Origin of the sequence: Streptomyces sp. PU-14G, from assembly GCF_041028275.1 — a bacterium.
Taxonomy (GTDB): Bacteria; Actinomycetota; Actinomycetes; order Streptomycetales; family Streptomycetaceae; genus Streptomyces.
Window position 1 is genome coordinate 1 of sequence record NZ_JASKYT010000064.1, and the last position, 16,818, is coordinate 16,818.

Consider the following 16,818-nt stretch of genomic DNA (forward strand, 5'->3'; position numbering starts at 1 on the left):
GCACCGACGACTCCGAGGCCCCCAGCTGCGCCGCCACCCAGGGAGGCGGCGCCAGCCGAACACGCGCCACCTCCGCTCCGGCCCCCCGAACGCCCTTCGCCGACGCCCTCGGAAGAGCCCAGGCCCACCTCGCCGGAGCCGTCACCTTCCCGCAGCCTTGCCGCGGCCCCGCGTCACGTCTCCCCCGACGGGCAACAGCCGGGTGGCTCCATGTCGATGGTCACCCGCACCCTGCTGATCATCGCTCCCGCGGTGCTCGCGGCAGCCGCCCTGCGCCCTCGTACGAACAGCGCCCGGCAGGCGGCCCCCGGGGCGTCCGGCAACGCTACCGGCGGCGGCTGACCCTCCTCGGTCCCCTCGGTCCGCGCTCGCGCGCCGACACGCGCTGCCGCACACGCTTACGAGGGCACTGCCACCAGCTCCATCCATCCCACGCACATACGTCTCTCCGCGCACCTGGAGGCCCAGTTGTCCGACTGGCTCGTTCTGCTCCTCGGCCTGCTCGCCGCATGTCTGGTGGTCGTCGCAGTCGTCCTCATCAGACGCCGGCGCCCCGACGACGACCAGGACACGTCCGAGACACCGGACGTCATCGAGTACATGACCATGATGATCGGCGTCGTCTACGCGATCGTGCTGGGTCTGGCCATCGCGGGTGTCTGGGAGGAACGCAACGCGGCCGACGCGACCGTCACGCAGGAGGCGCAGGCACTGCACGAGGTGCACGAACGGGTCAGGACGTACCCGGCGGCCGAGCGGGAACGCGTACGGGAAGACATCGACACCTATGTGCGCTACGCCGTGAAGACCGAGTGGCCGCACATGGTCGAGCACGGCGAACTCACCGCCCGGGGCGACCGGATGCTCGGCCAACTGCGCGAGGACGTCACCGACTACGAACCCAAGACCATGCAGCAGGCCCAGTCGTACCAGGCGGTCGTCGATCAGGTGGCCGAGGCGGACTCCGCACGGAACGCCCGGGGGGACAGTGCCGAGCCGACGATGCCGGGAGTCGTGTGGATCGGTCTGTACGCGGGTGCCATCGTCTCGGTCGGCATGCTCTTCGCCCTCCAGATCCAGCGTTCGGGCAGGGAACTGGTGCTGGCCGGCATCTTCAGCGCGCTGATCGCCTTCCTGCTCTTCCTGGTCTGGCACTTCGACGCACCCTTCGCACGGGGTCTGGAGGAACCCACGCAAGCGTTCACCTCGCTCTTCCCCCACGCGACCGGATCATGAGACGGGTCCCGCGCCCCACTCCGACCCGCCGCTCCCGGGTCCCTGCCGTCGGCTCGGCCGGGACCCGGGCAGGCCGCGGGGCCGCGGGCAGGTGAGATGCTGGCCGTACTCACAGGCGAGCGATCACGAAGGAGTCCCGGGTGTCCTTGCTCTTCCCCGCGCTGCACACGGCGTCCTTGCACACGGCGCTGCGCTTCGGCGAGCGAGCGCTCAGCTACCGCCAGCTCTCCGCCGCCGCGAGCGGTCTGGCGGCCCGCCTGGAGCCCGGTGCCCCGGTGGCCGTCTGGGCGACGCCCAGCCTGGAGACGGCCGTCGCTGTGGTCGCCGGGCTGCTCGCCGGCGTGCCCGTCGTACCGGTGAACCCCAAGAGCGGCGAGAGCGAGCTGACGCACATCGTCACCGACAGCGCGCCGGGAACGGTGCTGGCCGAGCCCGGAGCGGAGCTTCCCGAACCTCTCGGGTCGATGCTGCGCGCCGACATCGACCTGAGCGAGGAGGCCCTGGGGGCCAGCCCGATTCCCCCCACCGAGCCCAACGCCGAGGCGGCTGCGCTCATCGTCTACACCTCCGGCACGACAGGCCCGCCCAAGGGTGTCGTGCTCTCCCGGCGCGCGCTCGCCAGCAACCTGGACGCGCTGGAGGAGGCCTGGGGGTGGACAGCTGACGACGTGCTGGTGCACGGTCTGCCGTTGTTCCACGTGCACGGCCTGATTCTCGGCGTGCTCGGCCCGCTGCGCCGCGGCGGCAGCCTGCGCCACCTGGGGCGTTTCACCACCCAAGGAGTGGCCCGGGAGTTGGCCGACGGTGGCACCATGCTGTTCGGCGTTCCGACGATGTACCACCGCCTCGCCGACGCCTGCGCGAGCGAGCCCGACCTGGTGCGGGCACTGGCAGGGACGCGACTGCTGGTGTCCGGGTCCGCCGCACTGCCACTGCACGACCACGAGCGGCTGACGGCGGCCACCGGTCAGCGGGTGATCGAACGCTACGGGATGACCGAGACGCTGATGAACACCAGTGTGCGGCCCGGCGGCACCTCCCGGCCCGGCACCGTCGGTCTCCCCCTTCGGGACGTGGACATCCGGCTCATGGACGATTCCGGGGAGCGCATCCCCGTGGAGGACACCGAGACGGTGGGCGAGCTCCAGGTCCGTGGCCCGAACCTGTTCACCGAGTATCTGGGCCGTCCTGACGCCACGACCGAGGCCTTCGACGGCGGCTGGTTCCGTACCGGCGACATGGCGACCCGGGACGCGGACGGCTCGGTACGCCTCGTCGGCCGGAAGGCCACCGACCTGATCAAGAGTGGCGGATACAAGATCGGGGCCGGGGAGATCGAGAACGTGCTGCTGGGCCACCCCGCCGTCGCAGAGGCCGCCGTCACGGGGGAACCGGACGAGGACCTCGGTGAGCGCATCGTCGCCTGGATCGTCCCGGCCTCGCCGCAGCAGCCCCCGCACCAGGGCGAACTGACAGACCTGGTGGCCGGTCAGCTGGCACCGCACAAGCGTCCCCGCGAGGTCCGCTTCCTGGATGCCCTGCCGCGCAACGACATGGGCAAAGTGCTCAAGAGGGAACTGCCGGGACAGCAGGGCTGAGGTCGCGCCCCGGGCGCACCGGGGAGGACCGGTAACAGGCCGCGAGGGGACGCCCCCGCCGCGGCGTCAGTCCGGGCCCGGGGTGACGCCCCGTCGCGGCGTCAGCCCGGCCCCGGGGCCAGTCCGGCGGCCTCGGCCAGGCGCCGGTAGGAGTCGAAGCGGTCGGCCGGTTCGTAGGTGTTGAGTGTCAGCAGCACCTCGTCGGCCTCCGTCCGCTCGGCGAGCTCGGCCAAGGCCTCGGTCACCTCGGCGGCCGTGCCCCGCAGCTGCGACAGCCGTGCCTGCTCGAAAGCGGCACGCTCCTTCGCACTCATGGTGCGGCTGAGGACTTCCCGCGGAGGGAGCAACGGGGTGAAGGTGCCCCGGGTGCGGGAGACGGCGGTCGACCATGCCTCAGGGACCTGGAGGGGCTCGGCTTCCTCGCGGCTCGCCGCGACGGCCGCGTTCACCGCGACAACGACGTAGGGGGCCGGGGCCACGCCCCGCGGGCCCCGCCCCTGCCCCGTCCCCGTCCGGCCCGCGTCATCGCGCGGCCGGAACGTACTGCGGTAGGTCTCCACGGCCTCCCGCGTCCGGCTCTCCTCGCGCGCGGCGCCGATCACCAGCGGCAGACCGTGTTCCGCCGCCACGGCCGCGCCGGAGCCGACGGCGAGCACGAACGGCGGCACACGCAGCCCCTCGGCGGGACGTGCGTGCACCGGCCCTGAGCCGTCGAAGTAGCCGAGCAGCTCGGATATCTGTGCGCTGAAGCCCTCCGCGGCGTCTTTGCCGACGCGCAGCGCCTTGCGGACGCCATCGGTGAAGCCGACGGAGCGCCCCAGTCCCATGTCGATCCGGCCGGGGAAGAGCGACTCCAGCACCCCGAACTGCTCCGCCACCACCAGCGGCTGGTGGTTCGGCAGCATCACGCCTCCCGTGCCCACCCGGATGCGGGAGGTGGCCGAGGCCACGGCCGCCGCCAGGACGGACGGCGCCGAGCCCGCGATCCCGGGGACGGCATGGTGCTCGGACACCCAAAAGCGCAGGTAGCCCAGCTTCTCCGCCTGCTGCGCGAAGCGCACGGTGTCCCGCAGTGCCTGCCCGGGATGCTCGCCCTCACGGACGAGGGAACGGTCCAGGACGGACAGCGGAACCGGAAACCGACGCGATGAAGTCACACCCGGTGCAACGCCTGCGAGCGCGCCACGGATTCCCGAGGCCCCGATGACGCGGCGCGCGGCCGGCCCAGCGGCCCAGCGCCGTAGTGGCCCAGCGCCATATCGGACCCAGCGGCCCAGCGCCGTGGCGGCCCAGCGCCGTAGCGGACCCAGCGGCCCAGCGCCCAGCGCCGTAGCGGGCCCAGCGGCCCAGCGCAGTAGCGGGCCAGCGGCCCAGCGCCGTGGCGGACCCAGCGGCCCGGCGCCGTAGCCGGTGCGCTGGTTCCCGGGCCTCACTCGTCGCTCGTTCCGGCCTCCTCCAGCAGTCCGGCATCGTGGACGAGGAGGGCCACCTGCACACGGTTGTTGAGGTCGAGTTTGGTCAGGATGCGGGACACATGCGTCTTGACCGTCGGCACACTCATGTAGAGCGACCCCGCGATCTCGGCGTTCGTCTGCCCCCGCCCGACGCCGAGGGCGACCTCGCTCTCCCGCTCTCCGAGCACGGTGAGGGCCTTCCGGGCGCGGACGCGGCGGCTGTCGTACCCGGCGGGGGTGACGTGCTGGATGAGTTGCCGGGTGACGGCGGGCGAGAGCACGGGCTCCCCCGAGGCCACCTTCCGTACGGCGGCGAGAATCTCCGCCGGAGGGGTGTCCTTGAGGAGGAACCCCGCGGCACCGGCCCTCAGCGCGCGGAGCACCTGGGCGTCGGCGTGGAAGGTGGTGAGCACGACGACCTCGGGCGGCCGGTTCCCTCGACGGAGCGTCTCAGTGGCCGTGAGACCGTCCACGGTCGGCATCCGGATGTCCATCAGGACCACGTGCGGACGTTGCTCCTCGACGAGTCGGACAACCTGGCCGCCGTCCGCCGCCTCACCCACGATCTCGATGTCGGGGGTACCCCCGAGCATCAGCCGGAGACCGGCCCGCACGAGGGCGTCGTCGTCGACGAGAAGCACGCGGATGGTCATACGCATACGGTAGCCACCCGGCGGAGCGCTCCCCAGCCGCGCCTGCGGGCGAGGGCGGAGCGGGTGTGCGCCTGAGCTCTCACGCCGTGACAGGGGTGTCCCAGTCGATGCGGTACCGCAGCAGCCAGTCGCTGCCCGAGCCCTCCTGCCGGGGTGTCCCCTCCTGCCGCGCCGCAGGACGGGGGACGACTCTGTCGTTGAGGCGTGCGCTGCGCGCGACGACGGCTTCCACCCGCTCGCGGCGCAGCGACTCGAAACGGGCGAAGGCGGTCGCCACCGTGGGCAGGTCCCGCAGGCACTTGGCCAGCACCACACTGTCCTCGATCGCCATGGAAGCGCCCTGGGCGGCGTTGGGCGCTGCCGCGTGCGCCGCGTCACCGATCACCACCATGGAGCTTCGCGACCAGACGGGGGTGCTTGCCAGGTCGTAGGCATGGGTGGCGACGGTCCCCTCTCCGCTGGCCCGCACGATCTCGGCGGCGGGCGAGGCGTCGTCGGCGAAGAGGCCGACGACGTGGTCGCGCCAGCGAGCGTCCTGCCCGGGTTCGGCGGTGGCCGGCTGGCCACGGTCGAGCTCGCCACCGGGGGTGTTGGCGAACCACCACACCTCGCCATCGGGCGCCACGGTGCAGCCGAGAAAAGCGCGTTTGCCCTGGATCATCCGGTAGGTACCGGGTGCGGGGGCTGCCTCCGGTGCGACGTGCGGAGCATAACCGCACACGGTGATCTGCCCCGTGTGGCGAGGCGCCGGCGCTTCCGGATCGATGAGGGTGCGGGTCACCGAGTGGAGCCCGTCAGCCCCCACGAGCAGGTCCCCCTCGGCGCTGGTGCCGTCGGCGAAGCGGGCCGTCACGCGCCCGTCGGGGGCGGTGTCGGCGGTCACGAGCCGCTTGCCGTGTTCGATGGTCACCCCACGGCGCGCCGCCTCGTCGTGCAGTGCCCGGTAGAGCGTCGCACGCCGCAGGGTACGGGGGCCGAGCATGCCTTCCTCGCCGGCCGCACCGCCGCCGGAGACCGGACGTATCCCCATGCTGTCGCCCGTATGCGACATCATCTCCACGCGTTCAGCGGGAAAGGAGACCCCGAGCACGGCCTGGTGGGCCCCGACGGTTCGGAGCGCTTCGAGACCGTTGTTGAACAGGACGAGGAACGCACCCGCGTCCTCGGCACCGGACGGGTACGCCTCGTGGACGGTGGAGCTGATCCCGGCCCTGTCCAGCGACAGCGCCGTCGTGGCTCCCGCGATACCGCCGCCGATGATGAGCGCGTGCGTCATGGCGTCTCCTGTTTCGTGCTCGGATCTCCGTGCCGTTTCGTGCGTCGGCCCTCGCGCCGGTTTCCCCCGCCCTCGCGCCGCTTTCCCCGGTCCTCTCGCCGCTCCCCGCGGACCCGCCCTGGCGTCCTGCTCCCCCGAAGGGACCCCGTACAGGGGCCATGGGGTTGCGTGCCCGCACCCGCGGACTTCTCCGGCTCCGTCGGCCCCGAGGGGCCGACGCCAGGCGTGGGGGCGCGGCCCGGGTGGTACTCATGGCCGCCATGGAGTGGTTCACGCCGTGGTTCTCCGCGTCCGGATACGAGCTGAGCCGGCTGGTTCTCCAGCGCGCCCTGGCTGCCGTGTACCTCGTCGCCTTCTTCTCGGCGGCCATGCAGTTCCGGGCGCTGCTGGGGCAGAACGGGCTGCTGCCCGCCGCCTCTTTCGTGCGACGCGTGCCCTTCCGGGCTTCGCCGAGCCTCTTCCACTGGCGGTGCGACGACCGGGTCACGGGGGCGTGTGCCTGGGGCGGGGTCGCCCTGGCCGCCGCCGTGGTGGCGGGGGCCGCGGACGCGGTGCCCCTGTGGGCGTCGATGGTGATGTGGGCACTGCTGTGGGTCCTGTACCTCTCGTTCGTCAACGTAGGTCAGATCTTCTACGGGTTCGGCTGGGAATCGCTGCTGCTGGAGGCGGGCTTTCTGGCGATCTTCCTGGGTAACGCGCGGACCGCGCCCCCGGTGCTGACGCTGTGGCTGATGCGGTGGCTGCTGTTCCGCGTGGAGTTCGGGGCAGGGCTGATCAAATGGCGTGGTGACCAGTGCTGGCGCGACCTGACCTGCCTGTACTACCACCACGAGACCCAACCCATGCCCTCCCCGCTGAGCTGGTATTTCCATCACCTCTCCCGGCCGTTGCACCGCATCGAGGTGGCCGCCAACCACGTGGCCCAGCTCATCGTCCCGTTCGGGCTCTTCTTTCCGCAGCCGGTCGCCAGTGTTGCCGCGGGCCTGATCATCCTCACACAGCTCTGGCTTGTCCTGTCGGGCAACTTCTCGTGGCTGAACTGGCTGACGATCGTCCTCGCCTTCGCAGCCGTCGACACGTCCGCCCTCAGCGGTACGCCCTCCTACGGGCCGGCTCCGCTGTGGTTCGCGCTCGTGGTGTGCGTGGCGGCGCTGCTGATCGTGGTGCTCAGCTACTGGCCCGCCCGGAACCTGGTGAGCCGGAAGCAGCAGATGAACCGGTCGTTCAACGCCCTGCACCTGGTCAACACGTACGGAGCCTTCGGCAGCGTGACGCGCGTGCGCCAGGAGATCGTGCTGGAGGGAACCGACGACGAGCGGCTCACCGCCGACACCGAGTGGCGCGAGTACGAGTTCAAGGGCAAGCCGGGCAACGTGCGCCGTCTGCCGCGCCAGTTCGCCCCGTACCACCTCCGTCTCGACTGGCAGATGTGGTTCGCCGCGCTCTCCCCCGCTTACACGCGGGGCTGGTTCGAGCCTCTGGTGGAGCGCCTGCTGGTCAACGACCGGCCGACCCTTCGACTGCTGCGTACCAACCCGTTCCCCGAACACCCGCCCACGCATGTGCGGGCTCTGCTGTACCGCTACCGCTTCACAACGCCTCAGGAGCGACGGGAGACCGGTGCGTGGTGGCACCGCACCTTTGTGCGCGAGTTTCTGCCGCCCGTCCACGTCTCTGGGGAGCTGGGCAGCCCTCCTGGCCGAGGAGGCCGGGGGCCCGGCGCATGAGCAATGGGGCGGGCCGGCCTGGCCAAGCCGGTATGGCCGCGAGCAGGTGCGCTCCACGTGACCACTGGCCAGCCACCACGACGGCACGTCTAAGCTGCCCCCGGGCACGAGCAGGAGGTCGGACCCGAGCAGAAGGACGGGCACGAGCAGAAGGACGCAGACCGTGGCGGACGAGCAGGAGGACCGGCACGAGCAGGAGGACGCAGACCGTGGCGGACGAGCAGGAGCTGGCCGAGAGCCAGCAGCGGCACTGGCAGGACACCTACACCGCCCACCCCGGCATGTACGGCGAACAGCCCTCCGCCCCGGCCGTCCACGCGGCCGGCGTCTTCCGCACGGCCGGGGCCCGGGACGTGCTGGAGCTCGGCGCCGGACACGGCCGCGACGCCCTGTTCCTCGCCCGCGAGGGGTTCACCGTGCAGGCCACCGACTTCAGCCCCACCGGGCTGGAGCAACTGCGTGAGAGAGCCCACCAGGAGGGGGTGGCCCGGCAGGTCACCACCGCCGTGCACGACGTACGCGACCCGCTGCCGCTGCCGGACGACTCCGTAGACGCGGTCTTCGCGCACATGCTGCTCTGCATGGCCCTGTCCACGCGGGAGATCCACGCGGCCATCGGCGAGATCCGCCGCGTCCTGCGGCCCGGCGGCACCCTCGTCTACACCGTCCGGCACACCGGCGACGCGCACTACGGCGCCGGCACCGCCCACGGCGACGGCATCTGGGAGCACGGCGGCTTCGCCGTCCACTTCTTCGACCACGCCTTGGTGGACGCCCTCGCCGACGACTGGGCCCTGAACGAGGTGCACCCCTTCGAGGAGGGCGACCTTCCCCGCCGCCTGTGGCGCGTCACCCAGATGCTGCCCCGATGACCGCGATGACCGGACCGGACATCACTCAGCCGGCGGCGTAGTCGGCGAGGGAGGGCTCCAAGAGGCCAAACGCGACCTCGGCGGCTGCCGCGACCTCGGCGCGGATTCGCGCCTCGTCCTCTCCGGCAAGGGTGAGGCGCTGGATGCGGTCGAAGAGGATGCGGTGGACCGTACTGAGCAGTCCGGCGGCGGTGCGTACGCCGATGTCGTCGGTGGCAGCGCCGGTGGCCGCGGCGAGCGCCTCCGCCAGAGCGGCTTCCCGCAGCTCGTGCAGTTCGCGCAGCCGGTTCGCCAGAATGGCGCTGTCAGCGATCATGCGCGCGAAGTCGGGCCCGGAGAATCCGGCGACCGGGTCGGCTGCCGCGACCGCGTCGGTGAAGGCGCGCCGCAGGGCGGCCAGGGCCGACTCACCCGGCCGCCGGTCGGACACCACGCGGCCCAGGGAGGCGGTGAAGGCGTCCTGGTGGTCCAAGGCCAGGTCTTCCTTGCGTGGGAAGTAGTTGGTGACCGTCTTCTTCGCCACCCGCGCGGCAGCGGCGATCTCGGCGATGGTGGTCTGTTCGAAGCCCTGGGCGAGAAACAGCCGGGTGGCGGCATCGGAGATGAGCTGTCGGCTCTCCTGCTTCTTCGTCTCACGCAGGCCCGGCTGCGGAGACGGCGGTGTGGTGTGGGTGGCCATGGCACAAACTTACCCCCGTAGTATTTTTATGTTGACACCCCTTAGCGCCATGGCTATTTTTACGTCGGTAGCAAGATCCCCCAGGTGAACGGACTCTTCCCAGGCCGAACCCCTCGCGCGCCAGCCCGACCCCCGTCCCCGGCATGGCCCTGGGCAGCCCTGCCCGCTCGCGGTCCCACGCGCCTGGTGCGCCCCCGCGGAGACCGTCTTCCCGCCACATCGACACCGCCCGCGACTACGCGCCTGCACCCGCGGGTCCGCAACCTGCTGGGGCGGCAGCCGTACTGACGCACCCCTGCCTTGCCCCGCCCGTCCGCCCGAGCTCCTGAGGAGATCCGCTGTGCAGGTCACCACGACGACCGTTTCGCTCACCGTCGAAGACGTAGCCGCCTCGCAGGAGTTCTTCACCACCCACCTCGGCTACACCGAACAGGCCGCGGCCGACGGCTTCGCCTCCCTGGCACGCTCGGACGCAGCTGCCGACATCGTCCTGCTCGCCCGCGGCATCCAGGTGCTTCCCGCCCACCAGCGTGACCGGCACGCCACCGGGATAATTCTCGCCTTCACCGTCACCGGCATCGAGGCCGAGGAGAAGCGGCTGCGCGCCGAGGGAGTGGAGATCACCATGCCGCTGCGCGAGGAACCGTGGGGGGAGCGGCTCTTTCAGATCACGGACCCCAACGGCGTCATCGTCCAGTTCGTCGAGTGGGCCACGGAGCGTCCCTGAACGGTCGCCGCCGCAGCCCCGGCTCCAGCCCGAAGGCTCCCGTCCGACGCCGAGGAGCCGGGCACCTGACCTGGCCGGCCACGACGCCGAGCACTTCGGCCTGATCACGGGTCTGCCCGGACGGGGCGACACGGTCGTCGGCGACGACGTGTGGTTCGGGTTCGGCTACCGCTCGTTGGTGATGCCGGGCGTACGGATCGACACGGCGCGATCATCGCCTCCGGTTCCGTCGCCGTGGACGACGTGCCCGGCTGCGGGATCGTCGGCGGCAACCCGGCCAAGCTCATCCGCTGCCGCTACAGCGACGCGGACATCGCGCGCCTCTTGCGGGCACCCCGCATACCTGTCCCTCACCCCTACAAGCCAGTGGCACCTTCCCCGGGCGGGCCCGTCCGGGGCCTTCCCCGGATGGGCCCGCCCGGGAGGACCCCGGACCCCTAGCATCAGCGCCCCAGCCGCCAAACCGCCAACCGCCCCTCGCCAACCGCCAACCACCAACYGCCAACCGCCAGGAAGCGAGCCAGCACTCATGCCACTTGCGCCCCACCCCGCCTCGTTCACCGACTGGCTGCGCGACCACGCCAGCCCACTCACCCACCTCGCCCCCGAAGCGCCGTTCGACGACCTGGAGCCCCTACGCGATCTGATCGGCACGGCGCGCGTCGTCGGCATCGGCGAGAACTCCCACTTCATCGACGAGTTCGCCCACCTGCGCCAGCGCATCCTGCGTTTCCTGGTCGAACAGTGCGGTTTCACCGTCCTGGCCTTCGAATACGGCTTCAGCGAAGGATTTCCGCTCGATGCCTGGGCCAGGGGTGAGGGAGACGACGAAGACCTGTCCGCGCATCTCGACTCCACGATCCCCGTGGGAGTGGCCGGGCCGCTGCGCTGGATGCGCCGCTACAACCGCGCCGCCGAGCAGCCGGTTCGCTTCGCCGGAATCGACATCCCCGCCGCCGGAGGGTCGCTGCTCCCCGCACTCGGCCCGGTCACGGACTATCTGCGACAGGTCGACTCCGAGTCCCTGCCGGTGGTGGAGGCGGCCGTGCGGATCGCCGAGTCGTTCGCGGGCGGCTCCGCAGCCGACGCGGCACCCGCCTGGGCACGCCTGCCCACCGCCGAACAGGACGCACTCAGCGCGCTGCTCACACGTCTGCTGATCCGGTTCCGCTCGGTCGAGCCGCTCTACGTCTCACGCAGCGATCAGCACAGCTACGACATCGCCCTGCGAGGCCTCGAAGGCGCCTGCGCCGGGGACTACACCTTCCGCGCCATGGCCGACCTGTTCGCCGGGCGCGGTCTGACCGCCGACACCTCCGCACGCGAGCTGTACATGGCCGAGTCACTCATGTGGCACATCAAGCGGTACGAGCCCGGAACCCGGATCGTCTTGGCCTCCCACAACGCTCACCTCCACAAGACTTCGATCTCCTTCGACGGCCGGCTGACGGCGTTGCCGGTGGGGCAGCACCTCCACCGGTTTCTCGGCGACCAGTACCTCGCCCTCGGCCTGACCAGCATCGCTGGGCACACCGCGGACATGCGCCGCGACGAGACGGCACCGTTCGGGTTCACCGTCGACAACACCGCACTGCAACCGCCCGAGCAGGGCAGCGTCGAAGCCGCCTTCGCTGCGGCGGATCTCGGCCTCAGCATCGCCGACCTGCGCCAGGCCCGCCCCGCGGCGGCGGCCACCGACGCCGACCTCGGCACCTGGCCCGACCGCATCCGACTACAGGGCTCCTACCTGCACACCTCTGTCCTCGATGCGTTCGACGCCGTCCTGTGCACCCCGACCTCCACCGTCACCAACACCCTCCACGACTCATGAACCCGCTACCAGGCCGGGCGAGGCCAGGCCGCCCCGGGCGCCACACATCGACCGGCATGACCGAAAACTAGCTCCAGATGCCCGCACGTGGCCGGCGGCGTCGTTTTCCGTGGACAACCCGCCGGTTGTGGACAACTCGGCCACCCACAAGAGTGAACGTGGGAACGTGGTCAAACTGGCCCGCCTACGCGATCGCGAAGGCCTGGCTGCCCGCCGGCGTCGATGTCGGCACCGGCGGGCAGCAGTCAGGGCGTTGGCACCCGGGCGACCTCGGGCGAGGAGGACTCCAGCGGCACCGACCACGAGCGCACGAGCCCCAGTTGTGCCGCCTGCCGGGGCAGCACCGCGTCCAGCGCCCAGTCCGCCAGTACGCGAACCCGGTTCCCCGGCATGGACGCCAGGTGGTAGCCGCGCGTCACCAGGTTGGCGAGCGGGCCCGAGAGAGGCACGCGCAGCGGATTCGCCGCCGCCTGGACCCCACCCAGGTCCACCATGAAGCCGAGATCATGGTGCTTGTACGGCCGGGAAGCGCCGTAACCGAACGAAGCGGCCAGGTTGCGCCCCGCTGTCTTCCCCTGCCGTACGGCGTGCTGCGCCGTCATCGGCGTGATCTCTCCCGGCCTGGTCAGGTCGGGCACCGCGGCGGCGTCGCCGCACGCCATGACCTCTGGGCGGCCGGGCACACGGAGGTACTCGTCGACCACGAGCCGGCCCTGTTGCGTCTCCAGACCCAGATCCTGCACGAGCGGGTCGGGGCGCACGCCCACGCACCAGATCAGGGAACGGGTCGGCACGAACTCGCCGTCGTCCAGCAGCACGCCCTCGCTGGTGGCCTCCTTGACCGAGGTTCCCGTCCGGACGTCGACGCCACGTTTGCGCAGCACCTTGTGCGCGGTGTCCGAGAGCCGCTGATCCAGCTCGGGCAGAATGCGCGGGGCGATGTCCAGGAGCATCCAGCGCGACCGTCCGGCGTCCTTCGTCCGGCGACGGCGATCCGCGGGAGGCCCGTCTTCGCACGCCCCGTTGCGGCTGTGCTGCCGGGCCAGCGAGTCCGTGAACATCTTGCCGTGGGCCGCGACCTCCGTGCCGGTGTAACCGGCTCCGACGACCACGAACGTACGGCGGGCCTCCGCTTCCTGCTCCTCGTCCGCCCCGGCCGCCAACGCGATCTGACGGTTGACGTGGTCCCGCAGGTACAGGGCCTCCGGCATGCCGCGGAAGCCGTGTGCGTGCTCGGCGACGCCGGGGATCGGCAGCAGTTTGTTGACGCTGCCGACGGTCAGCAGCAACCGGTCGTAGTCGAGCTGCGACGCACGGCCCTCGGGGTCGACGTACCGGAGGCGGCGCTGTTCGAAGTCGACACCGTCCACCTCGCCGAGGACGAGCCGCACCCGAGGCAGCGTCCCGGCGAGCGAGACGGACACGCGGCGCGGCTCGAGCATGCCGGAGGCGACCTCTGGCAGAAGTGGCATGTAGAGGAAGTAGTCGTTGGGGTTCACCAGCACGATCTCCACCGCGCCACGAAGCGTGCGCGAGAGGGTCCGCGCCGCCTGGTACCCGGCGAATCCAGCTCCGACGATCACAATGCGGGACCGGCTCACAGCCGAGACCTCCTCCCCTGGAGCGAGGCCGGTGCCTTCCGGCGGCTCCGGCCGTCTGTCGCGAACAGCCGGAGTTCCCCGCGGAGCCTCGGCGAAACCCCGCCGCGGCTCCCGCCGGCCCCGCTGCCGTCCGCCTGCCACCGGACGACCGGGCCGTTCGGTCTTCCCCGCTCCGGGTCCGGGCGGCGCACTGGCGATCTTGCCGCCGCCGGATCCGGACGGAGAGGGGGTGGGGGCGAGCACCCCCTGAAGTGCTGTATTGTTCTTTGTGCGCGAGCGGCGAGGGGAAAGCCCCGAACCGAGCGAGCACCGGGACGTGGCGCAGTTTGGTAGCGCACTTGACTGGGGGTCAAGGGGTCGTGGGTTCAAATCCCGCCGTCCCGACCAGCGTTTTCGCAGGTCGCATAGGCCACTTCCGCCGGAAGGCGGGGGTGGCCTTTCTTTGCGTTCCGGGGTGGTGATCGCATGGTGGTCGCAGCTCCTCCATCCCTGGCACGGCTATCGGCTGACTGGCATGCTCCATCAGCGGGTTGGGGGCGCGTCGGCCGGTGGAGGTCGCGAAGTGGTCGCATCCTCCGGGAGCCGGCGGGTGGGTTGTCCGGCGTGGTCGAGGCCGCGGCTGATCTGGTCAACTGCTTGGCGAGCCGCCTGGCTGGTCAGATGGCTGTAGATCTTGGCTGTGGTCGAGAGCATGGAGTGGCGCAGGGTCTTGGAGACGACCACCAGTGGCACGCCTTCCGTGATGGAGATGGTCGCGGCCAGGTGCCGCAAGTCGTGCAGTGTGTCGTGCGGACCCCAACCTGTGCACACAGCCGGTGGAAGTGGATGAGGATGTACGCCGCATGCAGCGGAGGCCCATCGGTACGGTGGAAGACCAGCCCACCCGGTGACTCCCCCGCCGCGGCTCGGCGCTTGAGGGCCTGGGTGACGCGACCGGAGAGGGCGACCCAGCTGCGGCTGGCAGGAGTCTTAGGCTCCGCCAAGACCAGCCGATTGTTGTCGATAGCCGACAAGGTCCACCGCACCCGCAGCACGCCCTCGTCCAAGTTCACCTCCGCCCAGTGCAGCCCCAAGGCTTCCCCCTTGCGGATCCCGGTCCCGATGAAAAGTTCCACCAGATCCGCGATCTAGACATGTGCATGGCAATAGTCCAGGAACCGAGCGGTCTCGGCCGTCGTCCAGATCCGCCGCTCAGCCGACGCCGGCCGAGGGATGGTCGTCGGCCGCGCCGGGTTGTGGCTCAGCCGGTGCTGGCGCACCGCCTCGCCCAGAGCGCTGGAGAGCGTAACCAGACACCGATGCACCGTGACTCTCCCCGCCCACGCGCCGGCTGGGTGTGTACAAACCCAGCAATGTGCCCGTATCGGAGATCATCCAGCCGCACCTCACCCAAGTGGGGAAGCAGGTCGGCGTACACGTCGTCGCGGTAACGTGCATAGGTGGCCTGCTTCGGGCTCAGTGGCTCAGCTCTTTCGCCGCCAGCCAGCTGCGAAGGTACTCGGCCACCGTCTCGTGCGGACCGGCGCGGAACCCGGCGTCTTCCCCTTCCAGGAAGCGGCGCAGCGCTGCCTGAGCCTCTCCCCGGCGGGAGAACCCCCGGAACTCTGCGATCACCCCGCGATCACCCGCCCCGCCATAAGCCTTTGGCCTGCGCCGATTCCTTGTCTCGCGGCCCTGTGCGGAACCGCTCGCCAGCCGACGCGGCGCCGCAGGCAGTCTCAGCTCCTCACGGCGGCAGTGTGCCCAGCGCGACGGTCGTCGGAAGAGGCGTCATGCAATCCGTGGGATGGGCCGCCCCGATCACGGGATCAACCTTCAGGACTCAGGGCAGCAGCCGGATCCGCTTGCGGGCCTCGCGCTACTCGGCCGGCTCACCCGATGCCGTTGCGGGTTTGGTGACCTCGTCGGTCTCGACGCGGCGCAGCCACTTCGACAGGGTGATCGGGTGGACGCCGAAGTCGGCGGCGCTCTGCTTCCGCGTGACGCCAGGCTCGCGATTGCGCGTCCCATTGGTGACTGTCAGAGGCTCGCAACAGATTTCCGCCTTGTCTTCATTCAGAGGGCGAGACGGGAACAAAATGACACAAGAAAACGAATGGGTCGAACTGTGTGCGGGCCGGGAGTTCGCCGAGGAAGACGTCCAGTTCGTCGTTGCGTTGACTGGTCGAAGCGATCGCCACACGCGTGCACAGCTCGATGACCGGCTGGCGGTCGGGCGTCGCCTTCACGAAATGACACCGAAGGACCATCCTGACGGCAGGCTCGTCCAGGTAGCGCGGCTGAAGGAGCTGGCTCGACGGACGGGCTTGGAGTACGCGACCGCGTGTGACTATCGAGACGTCGCGGTGGGGTTGGACCACTCTCCCGTTTCGGAGCGGCTCGCGGCCTCGGGCGTCACGTATTCATGGAGCGTGTTGCGTGAAGTGGTCAAGAACAGAGGGTGCTCGCCGCTGCCGCCTTCCGCGAGGTGGGAGTGCCTTGTTGAGGAGATGGAAGCCTGTGAGAAGGCGAATCTCTCCCGACTGACGGGCGAGCGGTTCCGGGCAGCGCTCGGATAAACGCCGATTCCCAACAGTGCGACGGCGATGACGCCGGCCAAGATCGTCGAGCAGGTCAGCAGTCGGCCTGACGTGCAGGCCGCCGTACTGGCTGCGGTGGCTCAGGACGGCACCTTGAAGAGGGCGGTGGCAGCGGAGTCTCGCAAGGCTGAACGGCTCAACTACGTCCAGCAGGTGGTTGAGGACGGCACGGCGAAGACACCGGCAGGGCAGGTGATCGAGGTTCCTGGCCGTGCGAGGCAGGAGGCGAGCCGGCACCCGCAGCAGCTCGAAGCGGAGGGGGCATCTCCCGAGTGGGCTGACCGTGCGTACGAGGACGTCCAGAAGCTGGTCGTCGAGTCCCTTGCCAGCAACCCCGAGATCTCGGCGAACGAGACCCGGGCACACTTTCACGCAGCCATGCATCGGACCGCCCAAGCGATTCATGGCATCGGCCTTGAGAAGGAAACTCATGGCATCGACCTTGAGAAGGAAACTGCCGTGGCGGACGACGAGATGCGCCGCAGCGTAGCGGACCTGCAGGCATCTCTTGCCGACCTGGCAGAACTCCTCAATCAGCAGCCGACGCGTGGACTGCGCGTCGTGACGTCAGGGATCGCGTGATGA

The 16,818-nt window shown here is 70.5% G+C and carries 16 protein-coding genes, 1 tRNA gene and 2 pseudogenes; 11 read left to right on the forward strand and 8 right to left on the reverse strand.

Going from position 1 to position 16,818, the window contains the following annotated elements:
• Positions 1-210: 210 nt before the first annotated feature.
• The 3 genes from AB8Z75_RS10745 (at position 211) to AB8Z75_RS10755 (ending at position 2,834) form a co-directional block, all read left to right on the forward strand.
• Positions 211-342 (forward strand): hypothetical protein, encoded by a 132-nt coding sequence (locus AB8Z75_RS10745; protein WP_369201231.1) that lies wholly within the window; start codon positions 211-213, stop codon positions 340-342.
• Positions 343-468: 126 nt separating this feature from the next.
• Positions 469-1,236, forward strand: coding sequence for a hypothetical protein (locus tag AB8Z75_RS10750; protein WP_369201232.1), 768 nt, complete (start codon positions 469-471; stop codon positions 1,234-1,236).
• Positions 1,237-1,376: 140 nt separating this feature from the next.
• The gene (locus AB8Z75_RS10755) at positions 1,377-2,834 is read left to right on the forward strand and encodes an acyl-CoA synthetase (protein WP_369201233.1); all 1,458 of its coding nucleotides are present in this window, start codon (positions 1,377-1,379) and stop codon (positions 2,832-2,834) included.
• Positions 2,835-2,935: 101 nt separating this feature from the next.
• Here the strand turns inward: AB8Z75_RS10755 and AB8Z75_RS10760 are convergent, their stop codons facing one another.
• The 3 genes from AB8Z75_RS10760 to AB8Z75_RS10770 form a co-directional block, all read right to left on the reverse strand.
• Entirely contained in the window at positions 2,936-3,991 is a 1,056-nt protein-coding gene (locus tag AB8Z75_RS10760; protein ID WP_369201234.1) for an MsnO8 family LLM class oxidoreductase, read from the reverse strand.
• 272 nt (positions 3,992-4,263) lie between these two features.
• On the reverse strand, positions 4,264-4,941 hold the full coding sequence (locus AB8Z75_RS10765) for a response regulator (RefSeq protein WP_369201235.1): 678 nt from the start codon (positions 4,939-4,941) through the stop codon (positions 4,264-4,266).
• Between the two features lie 79 nt (positions 4,942-5,020).
• Positions 5,021-6,217, reverse strand: coding sequence for an FAD-dependent monooxygenase (locus tag AB8Z75_RS10770; RefSeq protein WP_369201236.1), 1,197 nt, complete (start codon positions 6,215-6,217; stop codon positions 5,021-5,023).
• 260 nt (positions 6,218-6,477) lie between these two features.
• Between AB8Z75_RS10770 and AB8Z75_RS10775 the strand changes: the two genes are divergently transcribed.
• Both AB8Z75_RS10775 and AB8Z75_RS10780 read left to right on the forward strand, forming a co-directional pair.
• Positions 6,478-7,944 carry a lipase maturation factor family protein gene (locus AB8Z75_RS10775; RefSeq protein ID WP_369201250.1) on the forward strand — a complete coding sequence of 489 codons (1,467 nt, stop codon included), beginning with the start codon at positions 6,478-6,480 and terminating at the stop codon, positions 7,942-7,944.
• Between the two features lie 209 nt (positions 7,945-8,153).
• Positions 8,154-8,816, forward strand: a complete 663-nt coding sequence (locus tag AB8Z75_RS10780; RefSeq protein WP_369201237.1) for a class I SAM-dependent methyltransferase — start codon at positions 8,154-8,156, stop codon at positions 8,814-8,816.
• A gap of 25 nt (positions 8,817-8,841) precedes the next feature.
• Here AB8Z75_RS10780 and AB8Z75_RS10785 read toward each other — a convergent pair whose 3' ends face one another.
• Positions 8,842-9,495, reverse strand: coding sequence for a TetR/AcrR family transcriptional regulator (locus AB8Z75_RS10785; protein ID WP_369201238.1), 654 nt, complete (start codon positions 9,493-9,495; stop codon positions 8,842-8,844).
• A 340-nt stretch (positions 9,496-9,835) separates the two neighbouring features.
• On the opposite strand from AB8Z75_RS10785, the gene AB8Z75_RS10790 reads away from it, so the two are divergent.
• From AB8Z75_RS10790 to AB8Z75_RS10800, 3 genes and pseudogenes are all read left to right on the forward strand, one after another.
• The gene (locus AB8Z75_RS10790; RefSeq protein ID WP_369201239.1) at positions 9,836-10,222 is read left to right on the forward strand and encodes a VOC family protein; all 387 of its coding nucleotides are present in this window, start codon (positions 9,836-9,838) and stop codon (positions 10,220-10,222) included.
• Positions 10,223-10,307: 85 nt separating this feature from the next.
• A pseudogene (locus tag AB8Z75_RS10795) lies at positions 10,308-10,549 on the forward strand (antibiotic acetyltransferase); the annotation flags it as partial.
• Positions 10,550-10,751: 202 nt separating this feature from the next.
• Positions 10,752-12,053 (forward strand): erythromycin esterase family protein, encoded by a 1,302-nt coding sequence (locus AB8Z75_RS10800; RefSeq protein ID WP_369201240.1) that lies wholly within the window; start codon positions 10,752-10,754, stop codon positions 12,051-12,053.
• Positions 12,054-12,298: 245 nt separating this feature from the next.
• Here AB8Z75_RS10800 and AB8Z75_RS10805 read toward each other — a convergent pair whose 3' ends face one another.
• A complete protein-coding gene (locus AB8Z75_RS10805) occupies positions 12,299-13,654 on the reverse strand; it encodes an NAD(P)/FAD-dependent oxidoreductase (protein ID WP_369201241.1) in 1,356 nt (451 codons plus the stop codon).
• Positions 13,655-13,964: 310 nt separating this feature from the next.
• Between AB8Z75_RS10805 and AB8Z75_RS10810 the strand changes: the two genes are divergently transcribed.
• A tRNA-Pro gene (locus AB8Z75_RS10810) sits at positions 13,965-14,041 on the forward strand.
• A 135-nt stretch (positions 14,042-14,176) separates the two neighbouring features.
• Here the strand turns inward: AB8Z75_RS10810 and AB8Z75_RS10815 are convergent.
• The 3 genes and pseudogenes from AB8Z75_RS10815 to AB8Z75_RS10825 all read right to left on the reverse strand — a co-directional run bounded on the left by AB8Z75_RS10815 (position 14,177) and on the right by AB8Z75_RS10825 (position 15,268).
• Positions 14,177-14,464, reverse strand: a complete 288-nt coding sequence (locus AB8Z75_RS10815; RefSeq protein ID WP_369201242.1) for a tyrosine-type recombinase/integrase — start codon at positions 14,462-14,464, stop codon at positions 14,177-14,179.
• 38 nt (positions 14,465-14,502) lie between these two features.
• Positions 14,503-14,769: pseudogene (locus AB8Z75_RS10820) on the reverse strand (site-specific integrase); the annotation flags it as partial.
• Positions 14,770-15,109: 340 nt separating this feature from the next.
• The gene (locus AB8Z75_RS10825; RefSeq protein ID WP_369201243.1) at positions 15,110-15,268 is read right to left on the reverse strand and encodes a hypothetical protein; all 159 of its coding nucleotides are present in this window, start codon (positions 15,266-15,268) and stop codon (positions 15,110-15,112) included.
• 158 nt (positions 15,269-15,426) lie between these two features.
• Between AB8Z75_RS10825 and AB8Z75_RS10830 the strand changes: the two genes are divergently transcribed.
• Positions 15,427-16,212: a hypothetical protein gene (locus AB8Z75_RS10830; protein WP_369201244.1), complete on the forward strand. Its 786-nt coding sequence runs from the start codon at positions 15,427-15,429 to the stop codon at positions 16,210-16,212.
• Positions 16,213-16,239: 27 nt separating this feature from the next.
• Positions 16,240-16,815, forward strand: coding sequence for a hypothetical protein (locus tag AB8Z75_RS10835; protein WP_369201245.1), 576 nt, complete (start codon positions 16,240-16,242; stop codon positions 16,813-16,815).
• Positions 16,816-16,818 lie beyond the last annotated feature (3 nt).

Bases quoted from the DNA above. Each gene is read 5' to 3' on its own strand.
- AB8Z75_RS10745 (WP_369201231.1), top strand. From the start codon at position 211: ATGTCGATGGTCACCCGCACCCTGCTGATCATCGCTCCCGCGGTGCTC.
- AB8Z75_RS10765 (WP_369201235.1), bottom strand. From the start codon at position 4,941: ATGACCATCCGCGTGCTTCTCGTCGACGACGACGCCCTCGTGCGGGCC.
- AB8Z75_RS10770 (WP_369201236.1), bottom strand. From the start codon at position 6,217: ATGACGCACGCGCTCATCATCGGCGGCGGTATCGCGGGAGCCACGACG.
- AB8Z75_RS10775 (WP_369201250.1), top strand. From the start codon at position 6,478: ATGGAGTGGTTCACGCCGTGGTTCTCCGCGTCCGGATACGAGCTGAGC.
- AB8Z75_RS10785 (WP_369201238.1), bottom strand. From the start codon at position 9,495: ATGGCCACCCACACCACACCGCCGTCTCCGCAGCCGGGCCTGCGTGAG.
- AB8Z75_RS10800 (WP_369201240.1), top strand. From the start codon at position 10,752: ATGCCACTTGCGCCCCACCCCGCCTCGTTCACCGACTGGCTGCGCGAC.
- AB8Z75_RS10830 (WP_369201244.1), top strand. From the start codon at position 15,427: ATGCAATCCGTGGGATGGGCCGCCCCGATCACGGGATCAACCTTCAGG.
- AB8Z75_RS10835 (WP_369201245.1), top strand. From the start codon at position 16,240: ATGACGCCGGCCAAGATCGTCGAGCAGGTCAGCAGTCGGCCTGACGTG.